Origin of the sequence: Corallococcus sp. NCSPR001 (assembly GCF_017309135.1) — a bacterium.
Classification (GTDB): domain Bacteria; phylum Myxococcota; class Myxococcia; order Myxococcales; family Myxococcaceae; genus Corallococcus.
This window is the reverse complement of the sequence record NZ_JAFIMS010000002.1, coordinates 8,769,457-8,787,563: the sequence shown is the minus strand read 5'-3', so window position 1 is coordinate 8,787,563 and position 18,107 is coordinate 8,769,457. Positions and strand designations below refer to the sequence as shown.

General features: G+C 71.8%; 14 protein-coding genes and 2 pseudogenes. 8 read left to right on the top strand and 8 right to left on the bottom strand.

Translation table 11 applies throughout. From position 1 onward, the window contains the following. Positions 1-13: 13 nt before the first annotated feature. From JYJ93_RS37380 to JYJ93_RS37360, 5 genes and pseudogenes are all read left to right on the top strand, one after another. Positions 14-502, top strand: a complete 489-nt coding sequence (locus JYJ93_RS37380; RefSeq protein WP_206799462.1) for a serine/threonine protein kinase — start codon at positions 14-16, stop codon at positions 500-502. 213 nt (positions 503-715) lie between these two features. Beyond that, a pseudogene (locus JYJ93_RS37375) lies at positions 716-997 on the top strand (DUF2380 domain-containing protein); the annotation flags it as partial. Further along, positions 994-1,464: an NUDIX hydrolase gene (locus tag JYJ93_RS37370; protein WP_206800646.1), complete on the top strand. Its 471-nt coding sequence runs from the start codon at positions 994-996 to the stop codon at positions 1,462-1,464. The pseudogene JYJ93_RS37375 and the gene JYJ93_RS37370, both read left to right, overlap by 4 nt. Before the next feature lie 225 nt (positions 1,465-1,689). Then, positions 1,690-1,935 (top strand): excinuclease ABC subunit A, encoded by a 246-nt coding sequence (locus tag JYJ93_RS37365; protein ID WP_206800729.1) that lies wholly within the window; start codon positions 1,690-1,692, stop codon positions 1,933-1,935. 63 nt (positions 1,936-1,998) lie between these two features. Further along, positions 1,999-2,466, top strand: a complete 468-nt coding sequence (locus JYJ93_RS37360; protein ID WP_206799457.1) for a hypothetical protein — start codon at positions 1,999-2,001, stop codon at positions 2,464-2,466. 6 nt (positions 2,467-2,472) lie between these two features. Here JYJ93_RS37360 and JYJ93_RS37355 read toward each other — a convergent pair whose 3' ends face one another. Then, positions 2,473-3,852, bottom strand: coding sequence for a hypothetical protein (locus JYJ93_RS37355; RefSeq protein WP_206799455.1), 1,380 nt, complete (start codon positions 3,850-3,852; stop codon positions 2,473-2,475). An 89-nt stretch (positions 3,853-3,941) separates the two neighbouring features. Continuing rightward, positions 3,942-4,334, bottom strand: coding sequence for a hypothetical protein (locus JYJ93_RS37350; RefSeq protein ID WP_206799453.1), 393 nt, complete (start codon positions 4,332-4,334; stop codon positions 3,942-3,944). 452 nt (positions 4,335-4,786) lie between these two features. Between JYJ93_RS37350 and JYJ93_RS37345 the strand changes: the two genes are divergently transcribed. The 3 genes and pseudogenes from JYJ93_RS37345 (at position 4,787) to JYJ93_RS37335 (ending at position 8,111) form a co-directional block, all read left to right on the top strand. Beyond that, the gene (locus tag JYJ93_RS37345) at positions 4,787-5,782 is read left to right on the top strand and encodes a class I SAM-dependent methyltransferase (protein ID WP_206799452.1); all 996 of its coding nucleotides are present in this window, start codon (positions 4,787-4,789) and stop codon (positions 5,780-5,782) included. 94 nt (positions 5,783-5,876) lie between these two features. Continuing rightward, on the top strand, positions 5,877-6,680 hold the full coding sequence (locus JYJ93_RS37340) for a hypothetical protein (protein WP_206799450.1): 804 nt from the start codon (positions 5,877-5,879) through the stop codon (positions 6,678-6,680). 44 nt (positions 6,681-6,724) lie between these two features. Next, a pseudogene (locus tag JYJ93_RS37335) lies at positions 6,725-8,111 on the top strand (wax ester/triacylglycerol synthase family O-acyltransferase). A gap of 4 nt (positions 8,112-8,115) precedes the next feature. Here JYJ93_RS37335 and JYJ93_RS37330 read toward each other — a convergent pair. From JYJ93_RS37330 to JYJ93_RS37305, 6 genes are all read right to left on the bottom strand, one after another. Then, on the bottom strand, positions 8,116-9,453 hold the full coding sequence (locus JYJ93_RS37330) for an FAD-binding oxidoreductase (RefSeq protein WP_206799448.1): 1,338 nt from the start codon (positions 9,451-9,453) through the stop codon (positions 8,116-8,118). 181 nt (positions 9,454-9,634) lie between these two features. Beyond that, a complete protein-coding gene (locus JYJ93_RS37325; protein ID WP_206799447.1) occupies positions 9,635-11,026 on the bottom strand; it encodes a sigma-54 dependent transcriptional regulator in 1,392 nt (463 codons plus the stop codon). Continuing rightward, positions 11,023-12,555, bottom strand: a complete 1,533-nt coding sequence (locus JYJ93_RS37320) for an ATP-binding protein (protein WP_206799446.1) — start codon at positions 12,553-12,555, stop codon at positions 11,023-11,025. The genes JYJ93_RS37325 and JYJ93_RS37320 overlap by 4 nt, the downstream gene beginning before the upstream one ends. Positions 12,556-12,571: 16 nt before the next feature. Further along, positions 12,572-15,604, bottom strand: a complete 3,033-nt coding sequence (locus JYJ93_RS37315; protein ID WP_206799445.1) for a FrgA protein — start codon at positions 15,602-15,604, stop codon at positions 12,572-12,574. A 50-nt stretch (positions 15,605-15,654) separates the two neighbouring features. Continuing rightward, positions 15,655-17,466, bottom strand: coding sequence for an RDD family protein (locus JYJ93_RS40895; RefSeq protein WP_269012996.1), 1,812 nt, complete (start codon positions 17,464-17,466; stop codon positions 15,655-15,657). Between the two features lie 322 nt (positions 17,467-17,788). Next, entirely contained in the window at positions 17,789-18,055 is a 267-nt protein-coding gene (locus tag JYJ93_RS37305) for a GlsB/YeaQ/YmgE family stress response membrane protein (RefSeq protein ID WP_120561959.1), read from the bottom strand. Positions 18,056-18,107 lie beyond the last annotated feature (52 nt).

Genomic DNA, 18,107 nt, shown 5'->3' with positions numbered 1-18,107 from the left:
AAAAGTCGTCTCCATGCCCACGACACAGGCCCTGCTGTTCGGAACTTTCGTCCTGCTTGCTGCGTCGTCTGGATGTACCAGCGGCGGGGTGTCGCTGCGCCCGGATGGAACTCCGGGGCCGCAGGAGTGCTCGGAGGAAGCCAAGCGGACGATGCGTGCCTTGCGGTTGCATGTGGGGGACGCGCAATTGGTCGAGCTGGACGCGAACCAGATTGGTTCACGGCGTCCCACGCTCTACGACGGTCCGATTGAAAGCATCCTCGAGGATGACTTCGGCACGCTGGAGGCGACGACCCGTTTGTATGGGCAGGTCTGGACGAGCGGACCGCAGGTCGTCATCCGGTACTACGAGGCCCATCCACCGGACAGCGAGAAGTTCCCCATCTGCGCCGTGGCCCGACTTAGCCAGGACCAGATGCGGAAGAGTCCGGACTCGAAGCCTGGGACGGCGATTCTTGAAGGCTCCACCGCGGCGGCCTACGTCGTTGATTCATTCCGGTAGCGGATGGCCTGAGTGCTGTTGGCTTCACGGCCCAGGCGAGGAGGCGTTGCCCACTGGGCGAGGCCGAAGCTTGAGCCATGCACCGCGAGAGGACTCCTCGCTCGCGTGGGTGGAGGCTCCGAACGGCGAGCCCTCGCGCGCATGGAGCGCTTCCCCACGCGTCCTCTCCGGGGGGGGGCAACGGCTCCTGCGCCGCCAGCGGCCGCGTGAAACCGCGAGTGGTTCGAGCAGCGCGGCTTCAAGGGCGACATGGACATCGACCAGTTCTGCGTCCGGTTGGAGCAGGCCCATCACGAGGCCATTCACGGCGGGGGCGACTGGAAGCTGGGGCGTACATGGCCCGGTGAGTGGAATCGGCGGATCATGGAGGCACTGCGCGATGCCGAGGCTGAAGCTGGACGCACGTTGACGAGAAATGCAGTCCTGGACATCGTTGGGGATCGAATGAAGGACTACCGGATCCCGATGAACTTCACGCCTTGGAGAAGACGATGAGCGGTGGCGGCGCGTGGCGGGGCAATATCAAAGCGCGCCTGTACGAACGAGTCCGTGCGCGCGGCTTCGACTCGCTCACAGCCTTTGCCGATGCACGCCCTGCTGTCCCGCTGTACGCGCTGGCCGACGAGCTTGGCGACGATGACGTCGCTGCGGTGCAGGTGTTGAGTGGGTTGCTCGCAGAGGCGGAGCAGCGCAAGCAGGTCACGCGCTTCGTTCGTGATGTTCTCGTGCGTCTCTTGTCTCAGAGTCTTGCCAACGGTTGGCCCGCCGTGCTGGATGACGAGAATCTATTCAAGGTAGCCAAGGCACTCGGCTCGTGGTCCGCCTACACCCCAGAAACCCATAAGGAGCGGGTCAGATTGGCGAGGGCGGCACTTCGCGCGAATCCGCCCCCTGCTGGATGGCGCCCGCTCGGCCCCGACGATGACCTTCTTCGGACGCTCCTCCCCGACGAGGAAGTCTGAGCCGAAGCGGCGACCGGCCGATCCAACAAGTGCCGTTGTACCCGTTCACCGGATCTGGCCTATGGGCTGGTCTGGACGAGCGGCCCGCAGGTCGTCATCCGGCACTACGAGGCTCCACTGCGGCGGCCTACATCGTTGATTCATTCCGGTAGCGGATGGCCTGAGTGCTGTTGGCTTCACGGCCCAGGCGAGGAGGCGTTGCCCACTGGGCGAGGAGTGAAGACCTTGCGTGCCAAAGGGGAGCGCATGGCCCAGAAGAAGAACAGCCTCGTGGCGAACATCAACCGGCGCAAGAAGGCGGGGACGTCGCGGCCGAAGAGCCGCTCCAAGGTGTCCAGCAAGTCCTACAAGAACATGGAGCGCGGCTGGGGCAAGACAGCGCGCAAGAAGACCGCGACGAAGAAGACGGCGGCGAAGAAGACCGCGCGCAAGAGCCCGGCCCGGAAGCGTGCGAGCCGCAAGTCCCGTTAGCGCTCTGGGTGAATAGGTCCTTCACTGGCGCGTCAGCACGGAGGTCTCCCACAAGGAACTCCGATGAAGAGCCTGCTGGTTGGAATGATGTTGGCGTCGACGCTGGGTGCCGCGCCTTCGAAGACGGTGGACCTGGTGGGCACGGTGCACAGCGAGGACATCGGCAACCAGAGCTCCAGCCGGGCGACGTGGCTGCCCAATCAGCCCAAACGCATCGAGCAGTTCGAGTTCCACCTGAAGCGCCCCATGAAGGCCGTGCAGTTGGAGTACCAGTGCCACCTGCAGGACCTGGGTGACTCAGGATGGCTGCCCGAGGGCACGCCCTGCGGAACACAGGGCGAGTCACGCAGGCTGGAGGCCTTCGGCATCCGGCTGCGCGGCGAAGGGGCGCACCTGTACACCGTGCGCTACTGGTGCAAGGTGGAGGGCATGGCGCGCCCCATGGGTCCGCTCACGGACGGCGCGATGTGCGGCACCACGGGCGAGGGCCGCAAGCTGCTGGGCATGCAGGTGGAACTGGTGCGCAAGTAGCCGCGTTCAGTTCTTCTCCGGCAGCGACCAGTTCATCTGGAACCGGTGCGCTCCGTTGGGCGCGCTGTCCAGCCAACCGGTGATGCTGTCGCTCTTCGCGAGCAGGGGACCCAGTTCCGTGCTCGCTCCGAAGAACGCGGCCAGGCGCTCGTCGCCCATCACGTCCATCAGCGACACCTGGGACAGGCCCCGCGCCAGCTTCTTCGGATCCAGCGTGAACTCCACCGCGCGCTTCAGCGGCCCGCCCTTCTCCGGCAGCGCCGCGAGCATCGTCTGCGTCACCGTGGAGTCATTGCCGAACACCAGCTGCTTGCCCTTGAGCCGCACGTAGACGCTGCCGCCCTTGGCCTCCATCGCGTAGCCGTCCTCCAGCGTCTTGGCTCCCGGGAACTTCGCCAGCGGGGCCAGCGCCGCCTTCACCGCCGCCGCGTCCGTCACCTCCGCCGCCAGCGCCTGCTTCGCCGCGAAGAAGCGCACCTCCGGCTTGCGCAACGAACCGCGCACCGCCACCGAGTCCACCCCGAACAACACCTGCCCCGTCAGCTGCTTCGCCAGCGCGTCCGTCACCGCCTTCACGTCCGCCGCCGGGCACGCGGGACACACCGTCCGCACCGCGTCCGCTACGGACTCCACCGCCTGCGCCACGCCCGTCGGCGCCACCTGCGCGCGTGCGAAGAGCAGGCCCGCGGGGGACATGGCGCCGTAGGGGCTCGTGCCCTTCGTCTGGAAGGGCGGCAGCGGCAGCTTCGTCGCCGTGCCCTCCACCTTCAGCCCCGTCGCCGTGCCATCCAGCGCCACCACGCCGTCCTTCGTGGACACGAACAGCACGCCCGGCACCGCGGCCATCCTCGCGTCCGCGGCCGGCGCCTTCTGCGCCACCAGCTTCGCGGCCTCCTTGCGGAGCGCGTCGTCCGAATCCGTGCTCAAAAAGGCGCAGGCCTCCTGGCCCTTGATGACGTAGCCGCCGAAGCCGCCCGTGGCGCTGGGGGCCCGCAGCGTCGTCACGCCCTTCACCGTGCCCGCCTTCACGTCGCCGTTGCGCGCGAGCACGTTCGCCGTGGCTTCCTGGAACACCTTCGCGTCCTTCACCCGCGTGCACGCGATGCGGCCGTCCCGCCGCATGGACACCGTCAGCGGCCCCGTCACGTCGATGCCCTGCGCCTCCATCACCTCCGGCTTCCCCAGGTCGAGCTGAAGGATGGGGTGCAGCTCGCCGCGCCACGCCTCCGGGTTCAGCATCTGCGAGGACGCCCCGGCCCGCGTCAGGAACGCGTTCAACCCCTGGAGCTGATCCAACTGCGGAGCGTGGAGGACCGTCACCGTGGAGGCGGCGACGCGAGGCGCGGGTGCGGCCGCCAGCGTGGCGGCGAGTGCGAGGGCGAGCATGCCCCCACCTGAAAGCGACCCACCGCCCCTGTCAAGGCACTCCCACCCGGGACGCCCACCACCAACGTCCGCGCGGCGCCCCGCCTGCCCTACGCCGGCAGCCGCCCCGTGTTGGCCCAGTCAATCATCCGCTCCGCCAGCTCCTCCGCGTTGCGGCGCAGGTAGGCCAACTGCAACACCTCGTCATCCGTGCGCGCCAGCGACATGCGCACCCGCAGGCTGTCCACGAACCGCAGCACCTGCCCGATGCTCAGCGACGCCCGGTCCTCCAGCGCCCCCGCGAACCCCGCCACCTCCGCCTCCGCCGTGCAGCCCTCCGCCAGCAGCGCCGCGACGAGCACCGGCCGCGCCACCCGCTGCTCGTGCGCCCTCGCGTCCTGCAACTGGAGCCGCCACGGCTGCGCTTCCCAACGCGCCGCGCCTTCGACGCTCTCCACCCGCTCCCGCCCGCCTTGCGTCCGCGATTCCATCGCTCGCATCATCCGTGCCCCCTCTTGCTTCAAGACCTGGGTCCATCCACGGGCGTGACCGGCAGCCTTCTTCCCGTCCACGAGCAGGGGTCGAGAATGAGCGGCTTTCCAGAATAGACGCATTCCGCCCGTTTTCTTGCCCGCCCGGAGGGATGCTTGGACTGTCATTCGCGGACGCTCCCTTGCAGGGGAAAGCCTCTCGCCGACGTCGTCTCCAGGCCGCCGGCGAGAGGTCACCGGTGGGGACCGGTGTCTTCCTGCTTTGAGGGATTGTCGCGAGGCGGTGCGCGTGGATTGAGCCTCCGGTGCGGGGGCGGATGTTCACGCGGGGACAGTGAGCGGCCCTCCGGACGGATTGGGGGAAAAACTGGATTTGCAGCATCCTCTGGAGTCCGGTTCCGGGGGACGGGGTGGTCGATCGCGTCTTTGTCGGGACCGTCACGGCGTTCCGGGGGGAAGCCACCATGTCGAACCTGCTCGACCTGCCGCGTCAGGCGTTGATGGACCTGCGCTCGCGTCTCAGCCACCTGCCGCTCGTGTCCCATTTGCACCGCCGGCACGCGCCCAACAGCTTGGCCCTCTCCAGTCCGTCGCCGCAGGACTCCGTGCTCGCGGATCCGCAGCGCGTGGAGATGTGGCGCCGCGCGGTGGAGCGCTACGTGCGCCCCAACCAGGTGGTGGTGGACGTGAAGGCCGGCACCGGCCTGCGCACCTTCCTGGCCGCGCACCAGAACCCGCGCAGGCTGTACGCGGTGGATGACTCGCGGCTGTTGGACACCACGCAGTGGGTGGCCCGCCGCAACGGCCTGGACCGCATCGACTTCGTGCGCGAGCCCACCTGGCACTTCCAGCCGCAGGAGAAGGCGGACGTGCTGCTGCATGAGCTGCTGGGAGATGCGCTGCTCGACGCGGGGCTCGTGCCCCGGATGCTGGACTTGCGCTCGCGCCTGCTCAAGCCCGGCGGCCGCATCCTCCCCAACCGCTTCGAGGTCTACGTGGAGCCCGTGCAACTGCGCGAGGAGGCGTGCGTCCCGTTCATCTGGACGCAGCACCTGCCCCACGTGGACTTCCGCTGCCTCCAGTCGCTGCGCGAGGCGATGAGCCCGTCGTACTTCACGCGGCTGGTGCGCTCGTATGAGGTGGACCACCTCTTGTGCGAGCCGGAGCCCGCGTTCGGGTTCGACCTGGAGACGATGCGCGCGGAGGGGCTGCCCTCGCGCGTGCGCATCCAGCGACCGGTGGAGGAGGACGGGCGGGTGGACGGCTTCTGCCTCTTCTACAAGGTCGCCTTCGACGCGGAGCTGGCCTTCGACGTGTCCCCCATGCGCGAGCGCAACACCACGGCGATGACGCTCCTGCGCGTGGAGCCTCGCGAGTTCAGCCGCTACGACACGCTGGACTTCGAGCTGGAGCTGCCCAATCCGTCCGACCCGCGCACCTGGCGGTGGCAGTTCACCTGACGGCAGTGCCGGAGCCCGGAGTGATGCCCGGTGGACAGCCATGCTGTCGCCGGGTGTCGCCGGAGGTGGTCGCACTGCCTAGCTTCCACTCCGCATGCGACCGTTCCGACTCCTCGTCCTGCTTCTCGTCTCCGCCGCGGCGCTGCCCGCGGCGGCCCAGGCTCCCCGCACGGTGGCGGGCGTGTGTGGCCGCACCAACTGGGTCTGCGTGTCGGAGTGCATCGACGCGGAGTGCGTCGACAAGTGCATGCGCGAGGGGTGCGAGGACGCGCTCAAGCGGCTGAAGGCCTGTACCAGCAAGGCGGCCTGCGCGCCGGATGACTCGGCGTGCGCGGCGAAGTCGTGCGGGCTCACCTGTGAGAGGTCCTTCGAGCCCGCGCCCAAGAGCCCGGAGAAGCTGGCGGAGAACCCGTGCGAGGGCGACAAGGCCCCCAAGGGCACGGCCGTCCCGGAGGAGCTGGTGGGCACGTGGGTGCTGTCCGCGGCGAGCATCCCGGACACGGAGCAGGGGCGCGAGGAGCGCATCGACGTGCAGCCCCGGTCCGACTACGCGCGGGCGTTGCAGGTGACGCCGGGCGGGTGCTTCGTGCTGCGGACGAAGCTGGATGACGCGACGCTGGGACGCGGCAGCACGCTGGATGTGCGCGCGTGGGGCCGGGTGGAGGTGAAGGACAAGAAGCACCTGGCGCTGCGCACGCAGGACGGTCAGGCGGTGGGCCCGGTGTGCGGCAAGCAGCGCGTGGTCCCCCTGACGAAGGGCAAGTTCAAGGGCGGGGAGTTCACGTACGTCATTGAAGAGAAGGACTCGCTCGTCCTCACGGTGCCGGGCGCCACGCGGCAGACGTTCCAGTTCGAGCGGGAGAAGCAGGAGGCGCCGGAGCCGCAGCCCAAGCCTTGAGGAGGACCTTGCCCCCACCGGGGCGCACGGGTGAGAAGGACGCCATGGCGGGTCGCGAGCGGATGGCGAGCATGGACGCGGCGTGGCTCCAGATGGAGGAGCCCGCGAACCTGATGATGATCACCGCGGTGCTGTGGTTCGACGGCGCCGTGGACCTGGAGCGCCTGCGCGCGGTGGTGCGCGAGCGGCTGGTGGAGCGCTACCCGCGCTTCCGGCAGCGCGTGGTCCCCGGACCGCTGGGCGGGCCGCACTGGGAGGACGCGCCAGACTTCGACCCGGACGAGCACCTGTCCACGTTGCGCGTGCCGGAGTTCGCGGACCACGCGGGGCTGGAGGCGCTCGTCGGGGACTGGCTGGGCGTGCCGTTGGACCGCTCCCGCCCGCTCTGGCACTTCCACCTGGTGCGCGGCGCGCCGGGTGGGGATGTGGTGCTCGCGCGGCTGCACCACTGCATCGCGGATGGCATCGCGCTCGCGCGGGTGTTGCTGTCCCTCACGGATCCGGTGGACGCGGGCACCGTTCCGGAGACCTGGGATGAGAGCCCGGAAGCGGTGATGCCCTCCGAAGTGGAGCGGAGACCTCAAGCTCCAGGCTGGTTGCGGATGGCGCGGGGGGCCCGCTCCGCGCTGCGCAAGGGAGCGGAGATGGTGCGCGAGCCCATCCTCGCGGGGGACCTCGTTCGCGAGGGCGCGAAGGGCGCGGCGGCTTTGGGCAAGTTACTGGTGCTGCCTCCCGACCCCCGCTCTCCTTTGCGTGGGCCTCTGGGCCCCCGGAAGGTCGCCGCGTGGTCGTCGGAGCCCATTGAGTTGGAGCGGGTGAAGGCCGCGGGCCGGGCCCTGGGCGGCACGGTGAACGACGTGCTGCTCACGGCGGTGACGGGCGCGCTGCGGCGCTACCTGGGCTCGCGGGAGGCACCGCTGGAGGACGTGCACGCGCTGGGTGCCGGTGAACCTGCGGCCCCTGGACGTGCCGGTGCCTCGCGAGCTGGGCAACCGCTTCGGCGTGGTGTTCCTGCGGCTTCCTGTTCACCTGGCCGAGCCGCGCCGCCGCCTGCGCGAGGTGATGAAGCGGATGGAGCACCTCAAGCGCTCGCCGGAGGCCGTGGTGACGTCCGGCGTGCTGGAGCTGCTGGGGCGCACGCCCGCGGCGCTGGAGCGCGCCGTCGTGGACGTGATGGGCACCAAGGCGTCGCTCGTCGCCACCAACGTGCCCGGGCCGCGCCAGCCGGTGTCGCTCGCGGGCAGCAGGCTTCAGGGGCTCACGTTCTGGGTCCCCCAGGCCGGCCACGTGGGCCTGGGGGTCAGCCTCTTCAGCTACTCGGGACAGGTGACCGTGGGCGTGGCCTCGGATGCGTCACGGGTGCCCGACCCGGGGGCCCTCGTCGCCGCGTTCCATGCGGAGCTGGACGCGCTGGCGACGCTGGCCCCCTGAAGCACTACTTCGCGAAGAGCTTGTGCGGGTCGTACTTGCCGCGCACTTCCTTGAGCTTCGCGCGGATGGCGTCCGGCCAGGCGCTGTCGAAGTGCGCTGCGTCACGGACCTTGCCCATGAAGTTGATGGTCATGTCCGGCGACAGCCACGGCTTCAGCTCCGCGCGCAGGCCCTCGGTGGCGCCGGGCAGCACCGTCTCGAAGAGCGGCGGGTGCATGCCCACCAGGCCGATGATGAAGTTGCCGGTGCGGCCGCCCACAGCGGAGCCGCCGTCCACGTCCTTCTGACTCGCGCCGCCCAGGTGCCGCAGCTCCAGCATGAAGTACGGCGTCTGCACGCCCGCGCCCACGTGGCGCAGCACCGTGGTCGCGAAGTCCTGGTCCACGTGGGTCAGCATCATGCCGTTCGTCCACACGGGGCTGGGCTGATCCGGATCATTGTGGATGCGGGCCATCTGGGACGCGGGCAGCTCGCCCAGCATGTCCAGGTAGAGGGGCGCCAGGGCGCGCAGGGGCGCCGCCAGCTTCGTGCCCTCCTCGACGGAGCCCGGATAGGCGAAGCGCAGGTTGATGACCGTGCGGCCGCGCAGCGGGGGCGGGATGAAGTCGAACGGCGGGAAGCGCATCACGGCGAGGCTCGTGGACACGCGCGCGTCCGCCTCCGACGTCCACTTCACCCAGCCGCGCAGCACGGCCTCGATGTGCTGCTCCTCGAAGAAGAGGCTGCCCGCGTAGAGCGAGCGCATCTCCACCAGCTTGACCTTCACCTCCGTCACGATGCCGAAGCCGCCCTTGCCGCCGCGCAGGCCCCAGAACAGGTCCGGGTGCTTCTCCGCGCTCGCCTCCACCGTCTCACCGTCGCAGGTGACCAGCGTGTAGCCCACCACGTAGTCGGAGCTGACGCCGTGGCTGCGCACCAGCGGCCCCAGGCCGCCGCCCAGCAGATAGCCCACCACGCCCACGTTCGTGGACGAGCCGGCGATGGGCGCCAGGCCGTGCTTCGCGGCCTCCGCGATGACGGGCTCCCAGCGCGCGCCCGCGCCGACGGTGGCGATGCGCGTCGCCGGGTCGATGCTCACGTGGTTCAGCGCCTTCGTGGAGATGAGCACGCCGGAGGTGATGGGCGCGTACGTCCCGTGCCCCGTGGCCTGCACCGACACGGGCAGCTGGTTCTCCCGGGCGAAGCGGATGGCCTCCGCCACGTCCTGCGTGGACTTCACCGCCACCACGTACTGCGGCGTGTGCTGGACCAGCACGTTGAAGCCGGCGGTCTCCGGGGCATAGCCCGCGTCGTTGGGGGTGTAGACGGGACCGCTCACGCGGCCGGCGAGGGACTGGGTCATGGGGCGTTGCTCCTTCGTGTCAGCCAGCCCTTTCGGGCCGGGAGGGGGACTCGGGTGCGCTGCGGTGCCGCGTCCAGGGAGTACGAGCGCGAAGCAGCATAAACCTGGAAGTCAGGTCCGTACACGGAAGCGCCGCGCGAAAATACGGCCCGGGTTCCAGCGGGCCGGTCTCCCGGTCCCCCTACAGCAGGCCGTGCTCCTCCAGCTTGTTGTAGAGCGTGCGCCGGCTCACCCCGAGCAGCCGCGCCGCCAGCGTGCGGTTGTCCCCCGAGCGCTTCAGCGCGTCCACCAGCGCCTCCTTCTCCACGTCCTTGCGCCGTGACTCCAGCGTGACGGAGTCGGACGTCGAAGGAGGCAGGGGCGCGGCGACGGGCGCTGGCGCGAGTCCCGGCTGGCGGGAGAGCTCGCGCGCCACGTCCTCGCCGGTGAGCATGGGCCCGTCGGAGAGCACCACCAGCCGCTCCAGGAAGTTCTGCAACTGGCGCACGTTGCCGGGCCACGGCTGGGCCTGGAGCGCGCGCAGGCCGTCCTCGCTCAGGGTGAACGGAGGGCGGCCGTTGGTCTTCGCGTGCACGTCCAGGAAGTGGCGGGCGAGCGGCGCGATGTCCTCCGGCCGCTCGCGCAGCGTGGGCAGCCAGAGGGGCACCACGTTGAGCCGGTAGAAGAGGTCCTCGCGGAAGGTGCCCCGGCGCACGCCGTCCTCCAGCGCCTGGTGCGTGGCCGCGACGAAGCGCACGTCCACCTTCACCGTCTGGGTTCCGCCCAGCCGTTCGAACTCGCGCTCCTGGAGCACGCGCAGGAGCTTCACCTGCACGGCGGGGGACACGTCGCCAATCTCGTCGAGGAACAGCGTGCCGCCGTGCGCCAGCTCCACGCGTCCGGGCTTGCGCGTCGCCGCGCCGGTGAAGGCGCCCTTCTCGTAGCCGAACAGCTCGCTCTCCAGGAGCGTGTCCGGGAGCGCCGCGCAGTGCAGCTTCACGAACGGGCCCGAGCGCCGGGGGCTGTTCTCATGCAGGGCCCGCGCGGCCAGCTCCTTGCCCGTGCCGGACTCGCCTCTCAGCAGCACCGTGGCGGTGCCCTGGGCGGCCTTCACCAGCAGGGCCTTCACGTCCTTCATCGCGCGGCTCTGGCCCATGAGCAGGCTGTCCAGTCCGTCCGGCGCCTTGCCGGTGCCGCGCGTGGGCTCCGGATCCTGGCTCGCGTGGAGCAGGGCCTTCTTCAGCGAGAAGAGGAGCTCCTCGCGGTCGAAGGGCTTGAGCACGAAGTCCGCCGCGCCCGCCTTCATCGCCTCCACCGCGAGCGGCACCGTGCCGTGCGCGGTCATCAGCAGCACGGGCACGTCCGGCCAGCCGCGCCCCACCTCCGCGAGCAGCTCCATGCCGCTCATGCCCGGCATGCGCACGTCGCTCAGCACCACGTCGATGGGGCGGCGCGCGAGCTGGGCCAGGGCGTCCTTCGCGTTGGACGCGGGATGCGGGGTGAGGCCCGCCTGGGTGAGCAGCGCGCCCAGCACCTTGAGCAGCGCGGGATCATCGTCGACCACCAGGACGTGGCCCTTCAGTGCGTCACTCACGCGGCTTCTCCCTCGGCTGCCGGGGGCTGGGAAACGGGGGCCGCCGGCAGGCGCAGGCGGAGGATGGTGCCATGGCCCTCGCCGCTCGTCAGGGACGCGGTGCCTCCGTGTGCTTCCGCCACGCGCCGCACGAAGGCCAGCCCCAGCCCGCTGCCTGTCGCCTTGGTGGTGAAGAAGTCGTCGAAGGCCCGCTCGCGCGTGCGCGCGTCCATGCCGCTGCCGGTGTCCTGCACCTCCACCACCACCGCGCCGCCGTCCCGCTGCGTGCGCACGGTGAGGGTGCCTCCCTCGGGCATGGCCTCGAACGCGTTGCGCACCAGGTTCTCCAGCGCGTTGGCGAGCAGGTCCTCGTCTCCCGCGTACTCGGGCAGGTCGGGGGCGAGCTCCTTCTTCAATTCCACCGCGCCCGGTGTCGCGAAGGCCTGGAGCGACAGCACGCCCTCCACCAGCCGGTTCACATCCAGCGGCCGGCGCAGCGGTTCGACCCGCGCGAGGCGCTGGTACGTGCCCGCCACCCGGTCCAGGCGCTCCACCTGCTCCAGCAGCAGGTCCAGGAAGTCCCCGTGCGCGTCCCAGGAGTGGCCGCGCGCGTGCTCCTCCTTGAGGTACTGCGCGGCGCCCTTGAGCGCGGCGATGGGGTTCTTCAGGTCGTGCGCCATCTGCGCGGAGAAGCGGCCCAGCGTGGCCAGTTGCTCCAGGCGCTCGCGCTGGGTGACGAAGGCGGTGACGCCCCGCCGCGCCGCCGCGAGCAGCGCGAAGGTGATGGCGGTGGTGCCCACGACCAGCGCTCCGGACTCAGCGGCGAAGGCGCGGAAGAGCGTGAGGTAGGCGAGCACGCCCACCAGCGCGAGCACGACGGCGTGCATCGCCGAGTTCGTGGCGCGCGCGTCCTTGCCGAAGAGCTGGAAGCGCAGGGACGCGGTGGCCATCACAGGCAGGCCCAGCAGCGTGCCCACGTTGCCCAGCTTCGGCACGGGCAAGGCCATGTCCGCCGCCAGGTCCGTGAGCAGCAGCGCGACGAGCAGCGTGAGCCCCAGCAGCATCAAGCCTGCTCGCGCCCGTTCGTCTTGCGAGCCCGCGTGGCGCAGGTGGCGCGTGAGCAGCACGAAGCCGGTGGTGAGGATGGGGATGACGCCCACGGAGACCGCGAGCCCGAAGGCGAAGGTGTTGATGCGCTCTTCCAGCGCGGGCACGCCCATGGCGATGAGCATCGTCAGCGCGAGCGCGCCCATCACCGCGTAGGTGCCGTAAAGCACGCGGGCGGAGCGGCGACGGCGGCCCACGAACGCGAGGATGAAGTGCACCGCGCACGGCAGCGTCATCAGCGCCGCGGCGAAGCCCATCAACCGCCAGCCGGTGTCCCCCGAACGCGCCAGCCCGAAGGCGGAGAAGTTCCAGGTGGACAGTGCGATGGACAAGAGCGACAGCGGCAGCGCGAGGGGACTTCTTCCCACGCGGGCGAGCGCGATGCCGGCGAGCGCGAGCTGCCCCGCGCACGCGAGCAGGCTGAGCCACATGGCGCCCGTCATCGCGCGCCTCCGTGGCTCAGAGCATGCCCAGCCGGCGGGCGTTGGCGGGGTCGACCGCCGCGGACTCCCAGCGCCGCACCGCGGCCTCGCGCTCCGCGTCGGGCGCGTCCGCGTAGTAGCCCAGCGTGTCGTGCAGGGCGCGGCTCAGCTCCTCGATGGCGGCGAGCCGCACGTCCAACTCACGGTGGCGCAGCGCGGCCACCAGCCAGTCCGCGCGACGGCGGCTGCGGTTCTCCGCCCACCACGCCGACCACTGGCGCGGCTGGAGCCCCAGCGTGGCGCGGGTGACTTCGCGCAGCGCTTCCGCCGCGGCCTGCGCGCACATGGCGTCGTCGCTGCCGGTGAGGTTGATGAGGCCCTCGATGGCGTCGCGGTCGTGCAGCGTGCCCAGGGCACGGGCCGCCAGCGAGCGGCGCAGCGCGTCCCGGCTGGCCAGTTCCTGGCGCAGATCGCGCAGGGACGCGTCCAGGCGCGGCAGGTGCTTGAGCGCGGCGGCGGCGACTCGCGCGGCGCTGGAGATGTCCGGCTCCATGTCGAACAAGCCGCGCAGCACGCCGTCCACCAGCTCCGCGTAGGGCAGGTTGCCCGCGGTGAGCAGCGCCAGGTAGCGCGTGTCCGCGTCGTTCGAATCCAACAGCGGCGCCAGCGCGACGGCCGCGGGCCGGCCCAGGCGCGACAGGGCCGCCGGGATGGGGCCCAGTTCGTCCGCTTCCGGCAGCTCCACGACGGGCAGGCGGCTCCAGGCCGTGGGGCCAGGGAAGTGCTGCGCGAGCACCCGGGCGCTGGCTTCCGGCGAGCGCGCCAGCTCCGCGATGGCGCTGGAGCGCTGGGACGCGTCCGGGCCGGTGAGCCGGCGCAGGAGCGGCGTGAAGTCCGGCGGCGGCAGCTCCTCCGGCGATAGCACGCGCGGGGGCAGGGCGGCGGCGCGGCCCAGGTTCGCCACGCCTCCCCGGCCGAAGACGGGGTTCCACCCGAGCCCCGCGACCACGGCGGGCGCGGGAGCGGGCTGGACCGGGGCCGGGAAGCCGGGCACGTCCACGTCGATGGTGATGTCCTCTTCCGGCGCGCGCAGCTCGGAGACGCGCTGCTTGCGGAAGAGGATGAGCTCCTGGAACGCGGCCGGCAGGTCCTGGCAGAACAGGATGTAGTCGCTCAGCCGGCGCTGGCTCATCGGCTTCTGGCCGCAGTCGCCGTAGAGGATGGCCACGAGGCGGCCCTTCACCTCCACCGGGTACAGGAAGACGGTGCGCGGAGCCTGGCGGCCGAAGAGCTCCAGGTAGTGCCGCGTGAGCGCGTCCGGCGGCAGCGGGCCCGCGTAGCTGCCGCGCGTGACGGCGACGGTGCGGAAGACGCTGCTCGCGTCCAGGGGGATGGAGACCTGGGCGAGGGCGTTCGCGTCCCAGCCGTCGCCGCGCGAGTCCCAGCCACCGGCGGCGCCGCGCACGACGGCGAAGGCGGCCACGTAGTCGAACGTGCGGCGGCCGAAGCGCAGCGCCACGTCCAGCAGGCGGTCCAGGTCCCGCGTCGACTCGCGCAGCGCGGAGCGGGCCTGGGGCAGCGTCCACTCCGGCACGGCGGCATCCGGCGCGCTGGAGGCACCCGGGACGGAGGCGGGCTCCGCCGCGCGAGGACGGTTCGGGCCCTGCGTGGACCCGGGGTTGCTGAAGATGATGAACGACGGCTCGCTCCGGGGCGGCGCCGGGGGAACGGGCGGCTGGGTCGGCGTGGCGGACGGCTGGGCCGCGCGGGCCTGCTGCTCGGGCGCGGGAGGCCACACCGCGGGGCGGGCTCCCGGGGGCTGGGCGGGGGCGACGGCGCGGTTCGCGGACGGAGGCGCGGCGGGGGAGGTGCCCTGCGCGCCCTGGACGGTGGTCCCCGGTCGGGCGGGGACCTGTGCCGGCTGCGCGGCCGGGGTGGTGCCGCCCTGCTGCACGGGGGTGCCCGGTCCTCCGAAGCCCTGCGTCGCGGAGATGCCCTGCGCGGTGCCCGGTCCTCCGAAGCCCTGCGTCGCGGGCCCCTGCTGCACGGTGGTGGCGGGACGGCTCGCGGTCTGCGGCGGCGTGGCGAACGCACCGGGCGCGGCGGGTCGGCCGCCCTGGGCGGAGCCCTGCGTCGCGGGCGTGCCGGCCGGCCCCACGGGCAACAGCACCGGCACGGGCTGCGGCGGCGGGGGGGGACGCTCTCCCGGCGGGTACAGCGTCGGCGGCGCGGCGTTCCCCGGCGCGCCCCGGTTCGGGGCCTGCGCGGGCGGCGCGGCGCGCGCGGGCGTGCCCGGCATGTTCAGCCGCAGGGGCTCGCGCGTGTACGCGGGGGGCGGAATGTCGGTGGGCGTCGGCGGCGGAGTGGGGCGCTGGACCGCGCGGGCCGTCGTCACCGGGCCCGCGGAGGTGTTCAGGCGCAGCGGCTCGCGCACGTACGCGGGGGGCGGGATGTCCGCGGGCTCGGGCTCACGCGAGGCGGTGGGACGGGCCTGCGCGGGCACGGGCTCCTGGGCCACGTTGCGCGCCAGCTGCTCCACCATGTCCACCGTCATCGACTCGTCGTCGGGAGGCGGAGGAGGAGGCGGCGTGAGCGCTCCGGCCTGCTGGGCCAAGGCGTCGGCCAGTTGCACGAAGCGGGGCGGCAGCGGCTGGCGGTAGATGATGGCGATCCACTCGCGCACCCGCAGCTCGATGGCGACCCACAGCTCCAGCGGCCTGCCCAGGAGGAAGCCGACCTCGTCCAGCTCCTTCTTGGGGACCGGATAGGCGCACGCCACGTGCAGCGTGTTCCCGTCCAGGGACAGGGGGACGACGCTCAGGCGCTCGGCGATTTTCGGGGGGATGAAGCTGGCGACCTCGAGGTTGGGCTCGAAGTCCACCAGGTTCACGGGCCGGAAGCCGGAGACCTCGCCCAACATCGCGAGGACGTCCGCTTCGGGGATGCCGCGCTCCAGGAGCGCGGTGTCCAGATGGCCACCCTGGGCCTGATGCTGACGCAACAACTCCCCGGCCTGCTCCTGGGACAGGAGGGCGCGCGAGACGAGGTGCTGGGCAAGACGCGAAGGCATGAAGGCCGCGGCATCTTACGGCCGCAGCCGCAAGGCACAATGAGCCGGTTTCAGCTCGGTTGGACGACGAAGGTGGACGTCAGCTTGTCATGGAGCGTCTGTCCGCGGCGGTCGAACAGCGCCATCCAGAAGCCGCCCAGGAAGAGAACAAAGGAAAGCCCGGCGAGCAGCGCCCGGAAGATGGCCCGGCCCGGGGTGGGCGCCATGCCATGGGTGTCCACCAACCGCAGGCCCAGGAGCAACCGTCCCAGGGTGCGTCCATTCCACAGGAAGGCGGCGACCGCGCAGTACACGGTGGCGAGCACCACCACCAGGACCACGCCCGGCAGCAGCACGGAGTGCAGCGCGCGCAGCCAGGCGACGAACGCGTCCAGCCCGGTCAGCCCCGCCTGCGGCCCCTTCACGCCCGCGATGGACGAGGCGAGGGTGATGTAGGCCGCCGCCACGGCGCCGATGGCCGCGGTGTCGACGGTGAAGGACAGCAGCCGGCGCCACAGCGAGGCGGGGCGCGCGTGGACCTCGCCAGCGGCCGGGACCGCCGAGGGCGCAGGGGCCTTCGACTTCGCGGGGGCTGGGGCGGGGACAGGGGCGGGCGAGGCTTCCATTCGGGACACTCCCGGAGCGGGCGCGGAGGACGTCGCGAAGGCCGGCGTCTCCAGCGGGGGCAGGATGGCCGGGTCCTCCATGACGGGAAGGCCCGGAGTGGCGTCCCGGCGAGACGGACCGGAGGCCTGCGCGGGAGCATCCATCAAGGGAAGGCCGGAAGACGCCTGCGAGGCATCCCAGTGCTCGGCGGACGACGGTCCGGAGGCGGGGTGGGGAAGACCGGACGCCTGGGCCTGCGCGGGCGCGTCCATGCGGGGCAGTCCGGGCGAACCCTGCGCGTTGCCACGCGGCTGGCCCGAGGCGGCCTGGGCCGGCGCGTCCATGCGAGGAAGTCCGGGAGACCCCTGGACGGCGTTGCCACGAGGCTGACCCGAGGCGGCCTGGGGGCGCGGAACGTGCGGCTCCGTGCCGTAGGCCGGAGTGGGCGCGGCGCCCGGGCGGGGCTCCATGGGGGACGCCGGAGGCTGCGTGGCGCGAGGCGCGGCGACGCCAGGGTTCTGGAAGCCCAGCTCCGACAGGGCCGCGGTGGGCGCGGCGCGCGGGGGCACGGCGGCCACCGGTGCTACGCCCGGAGGCGGCGCGGCGGGACGCGGAGGCTGCACGGCGCCAGCAGGTGCGTTCCCCGCGGGAGGCGTGGCTCGGGGAGGCATGGGCGCCGCTGCCCGGGGCGCCTGCTGCACGGGAGCCCGGACCGCCTGACCCTCCGCGGGCGGCACGGGAGCGCGCTCGGCCTGAGCAGGACGCGCCGCCGGGGCCGCCGCGCGAATCGTCGCATCCGCCTGCGGTGCGGCAGGAGCCGCCGCGCGAATCGTCGCATCCGCCTGCGGTGCGGCAGGGCGCGCCGCCGGGGCCGCCGCGCGAATCGTCGCATCCGCTTGGGGTGCATCCGCCTGGGGCGCGGGACGCGCTGCCTGGGGCGACGGGGGACGCGCCGCAGGCGCCGCCGCGCGAATCGTCGCATCCGCCTGAGGCGCGGAGGCCGGCGCGGGGCGAGCCACGGCACCCGGAGTGGGCGCGCGCACGGTGGGCCCATCCGTCGGAGGCATGGCGGCGCGAGGCGCGGCGGCCGGAGCCTGCGCGGGCGGCCGGGGCGCGGCGGGGGCCATTCCCGGACGGACCGTCGGCGTCATGCCCGGCGGGGTCACGGGACCGCGAGGCGGCTCCAGCGCGAAGGCCGGGGTGCCGCGCAGCGTCTCCGGCTCCATCGGTTCGCTGTTCAACGTGATGGGGTCTTCGCCGCCGGCACCCTGGGCCACACGGTCTCCGGACCTGCTTCGGCGATCAATGTGGATGTCGCGGTCGAGCAGGCTCGGGACGGGGGCCACCGCGGGTGGGCGCGCGGCATTCGCGGCGCAAGCGGGGCAATCTCCGACCGGCGGCAGCGAGGCGCCGCACTTCAGGCACTTGGACAACGGATCCTCCCGGTGACGCGGACAACCGTCGCCATGAAAGGCCGCATTCAGGCCTGTAGCAAGAAAAGGACAAGCCCCCGCCGGTCCCTCGGCCGAGGAACCGTCAGGGGCTCGTTCGCGCCATCACCATCGTCCTCGGGGGACGGTGCGTGTGGGGCGCCTCACGCTAGGCGTGGACGCGGCGCCGTCCCGCTGCTCCCACCAGGAGAAGCACGATGATGGATCCCACGACGGACATGATGATGCCCGAGGCATGCAGGTCGAACAGCCGTCCGTTGCGCTCGAAGAGCGAGCCGATGAGGCCGCCCACCAGCGAACCCACCATGCCCAACAGGGTCGTGGCCACCAGCCCCATGCTCTGCTTGCCCGGCAGGATGGCTCGAGCAATGAGGCCCGCGATGAGGCCGATGATGATGAATGCGATGATCCCCATGAGAGTCTCTCCCGTGTGAGGGACCCGCGAGGTCCCGAATGGCAGAAACGTA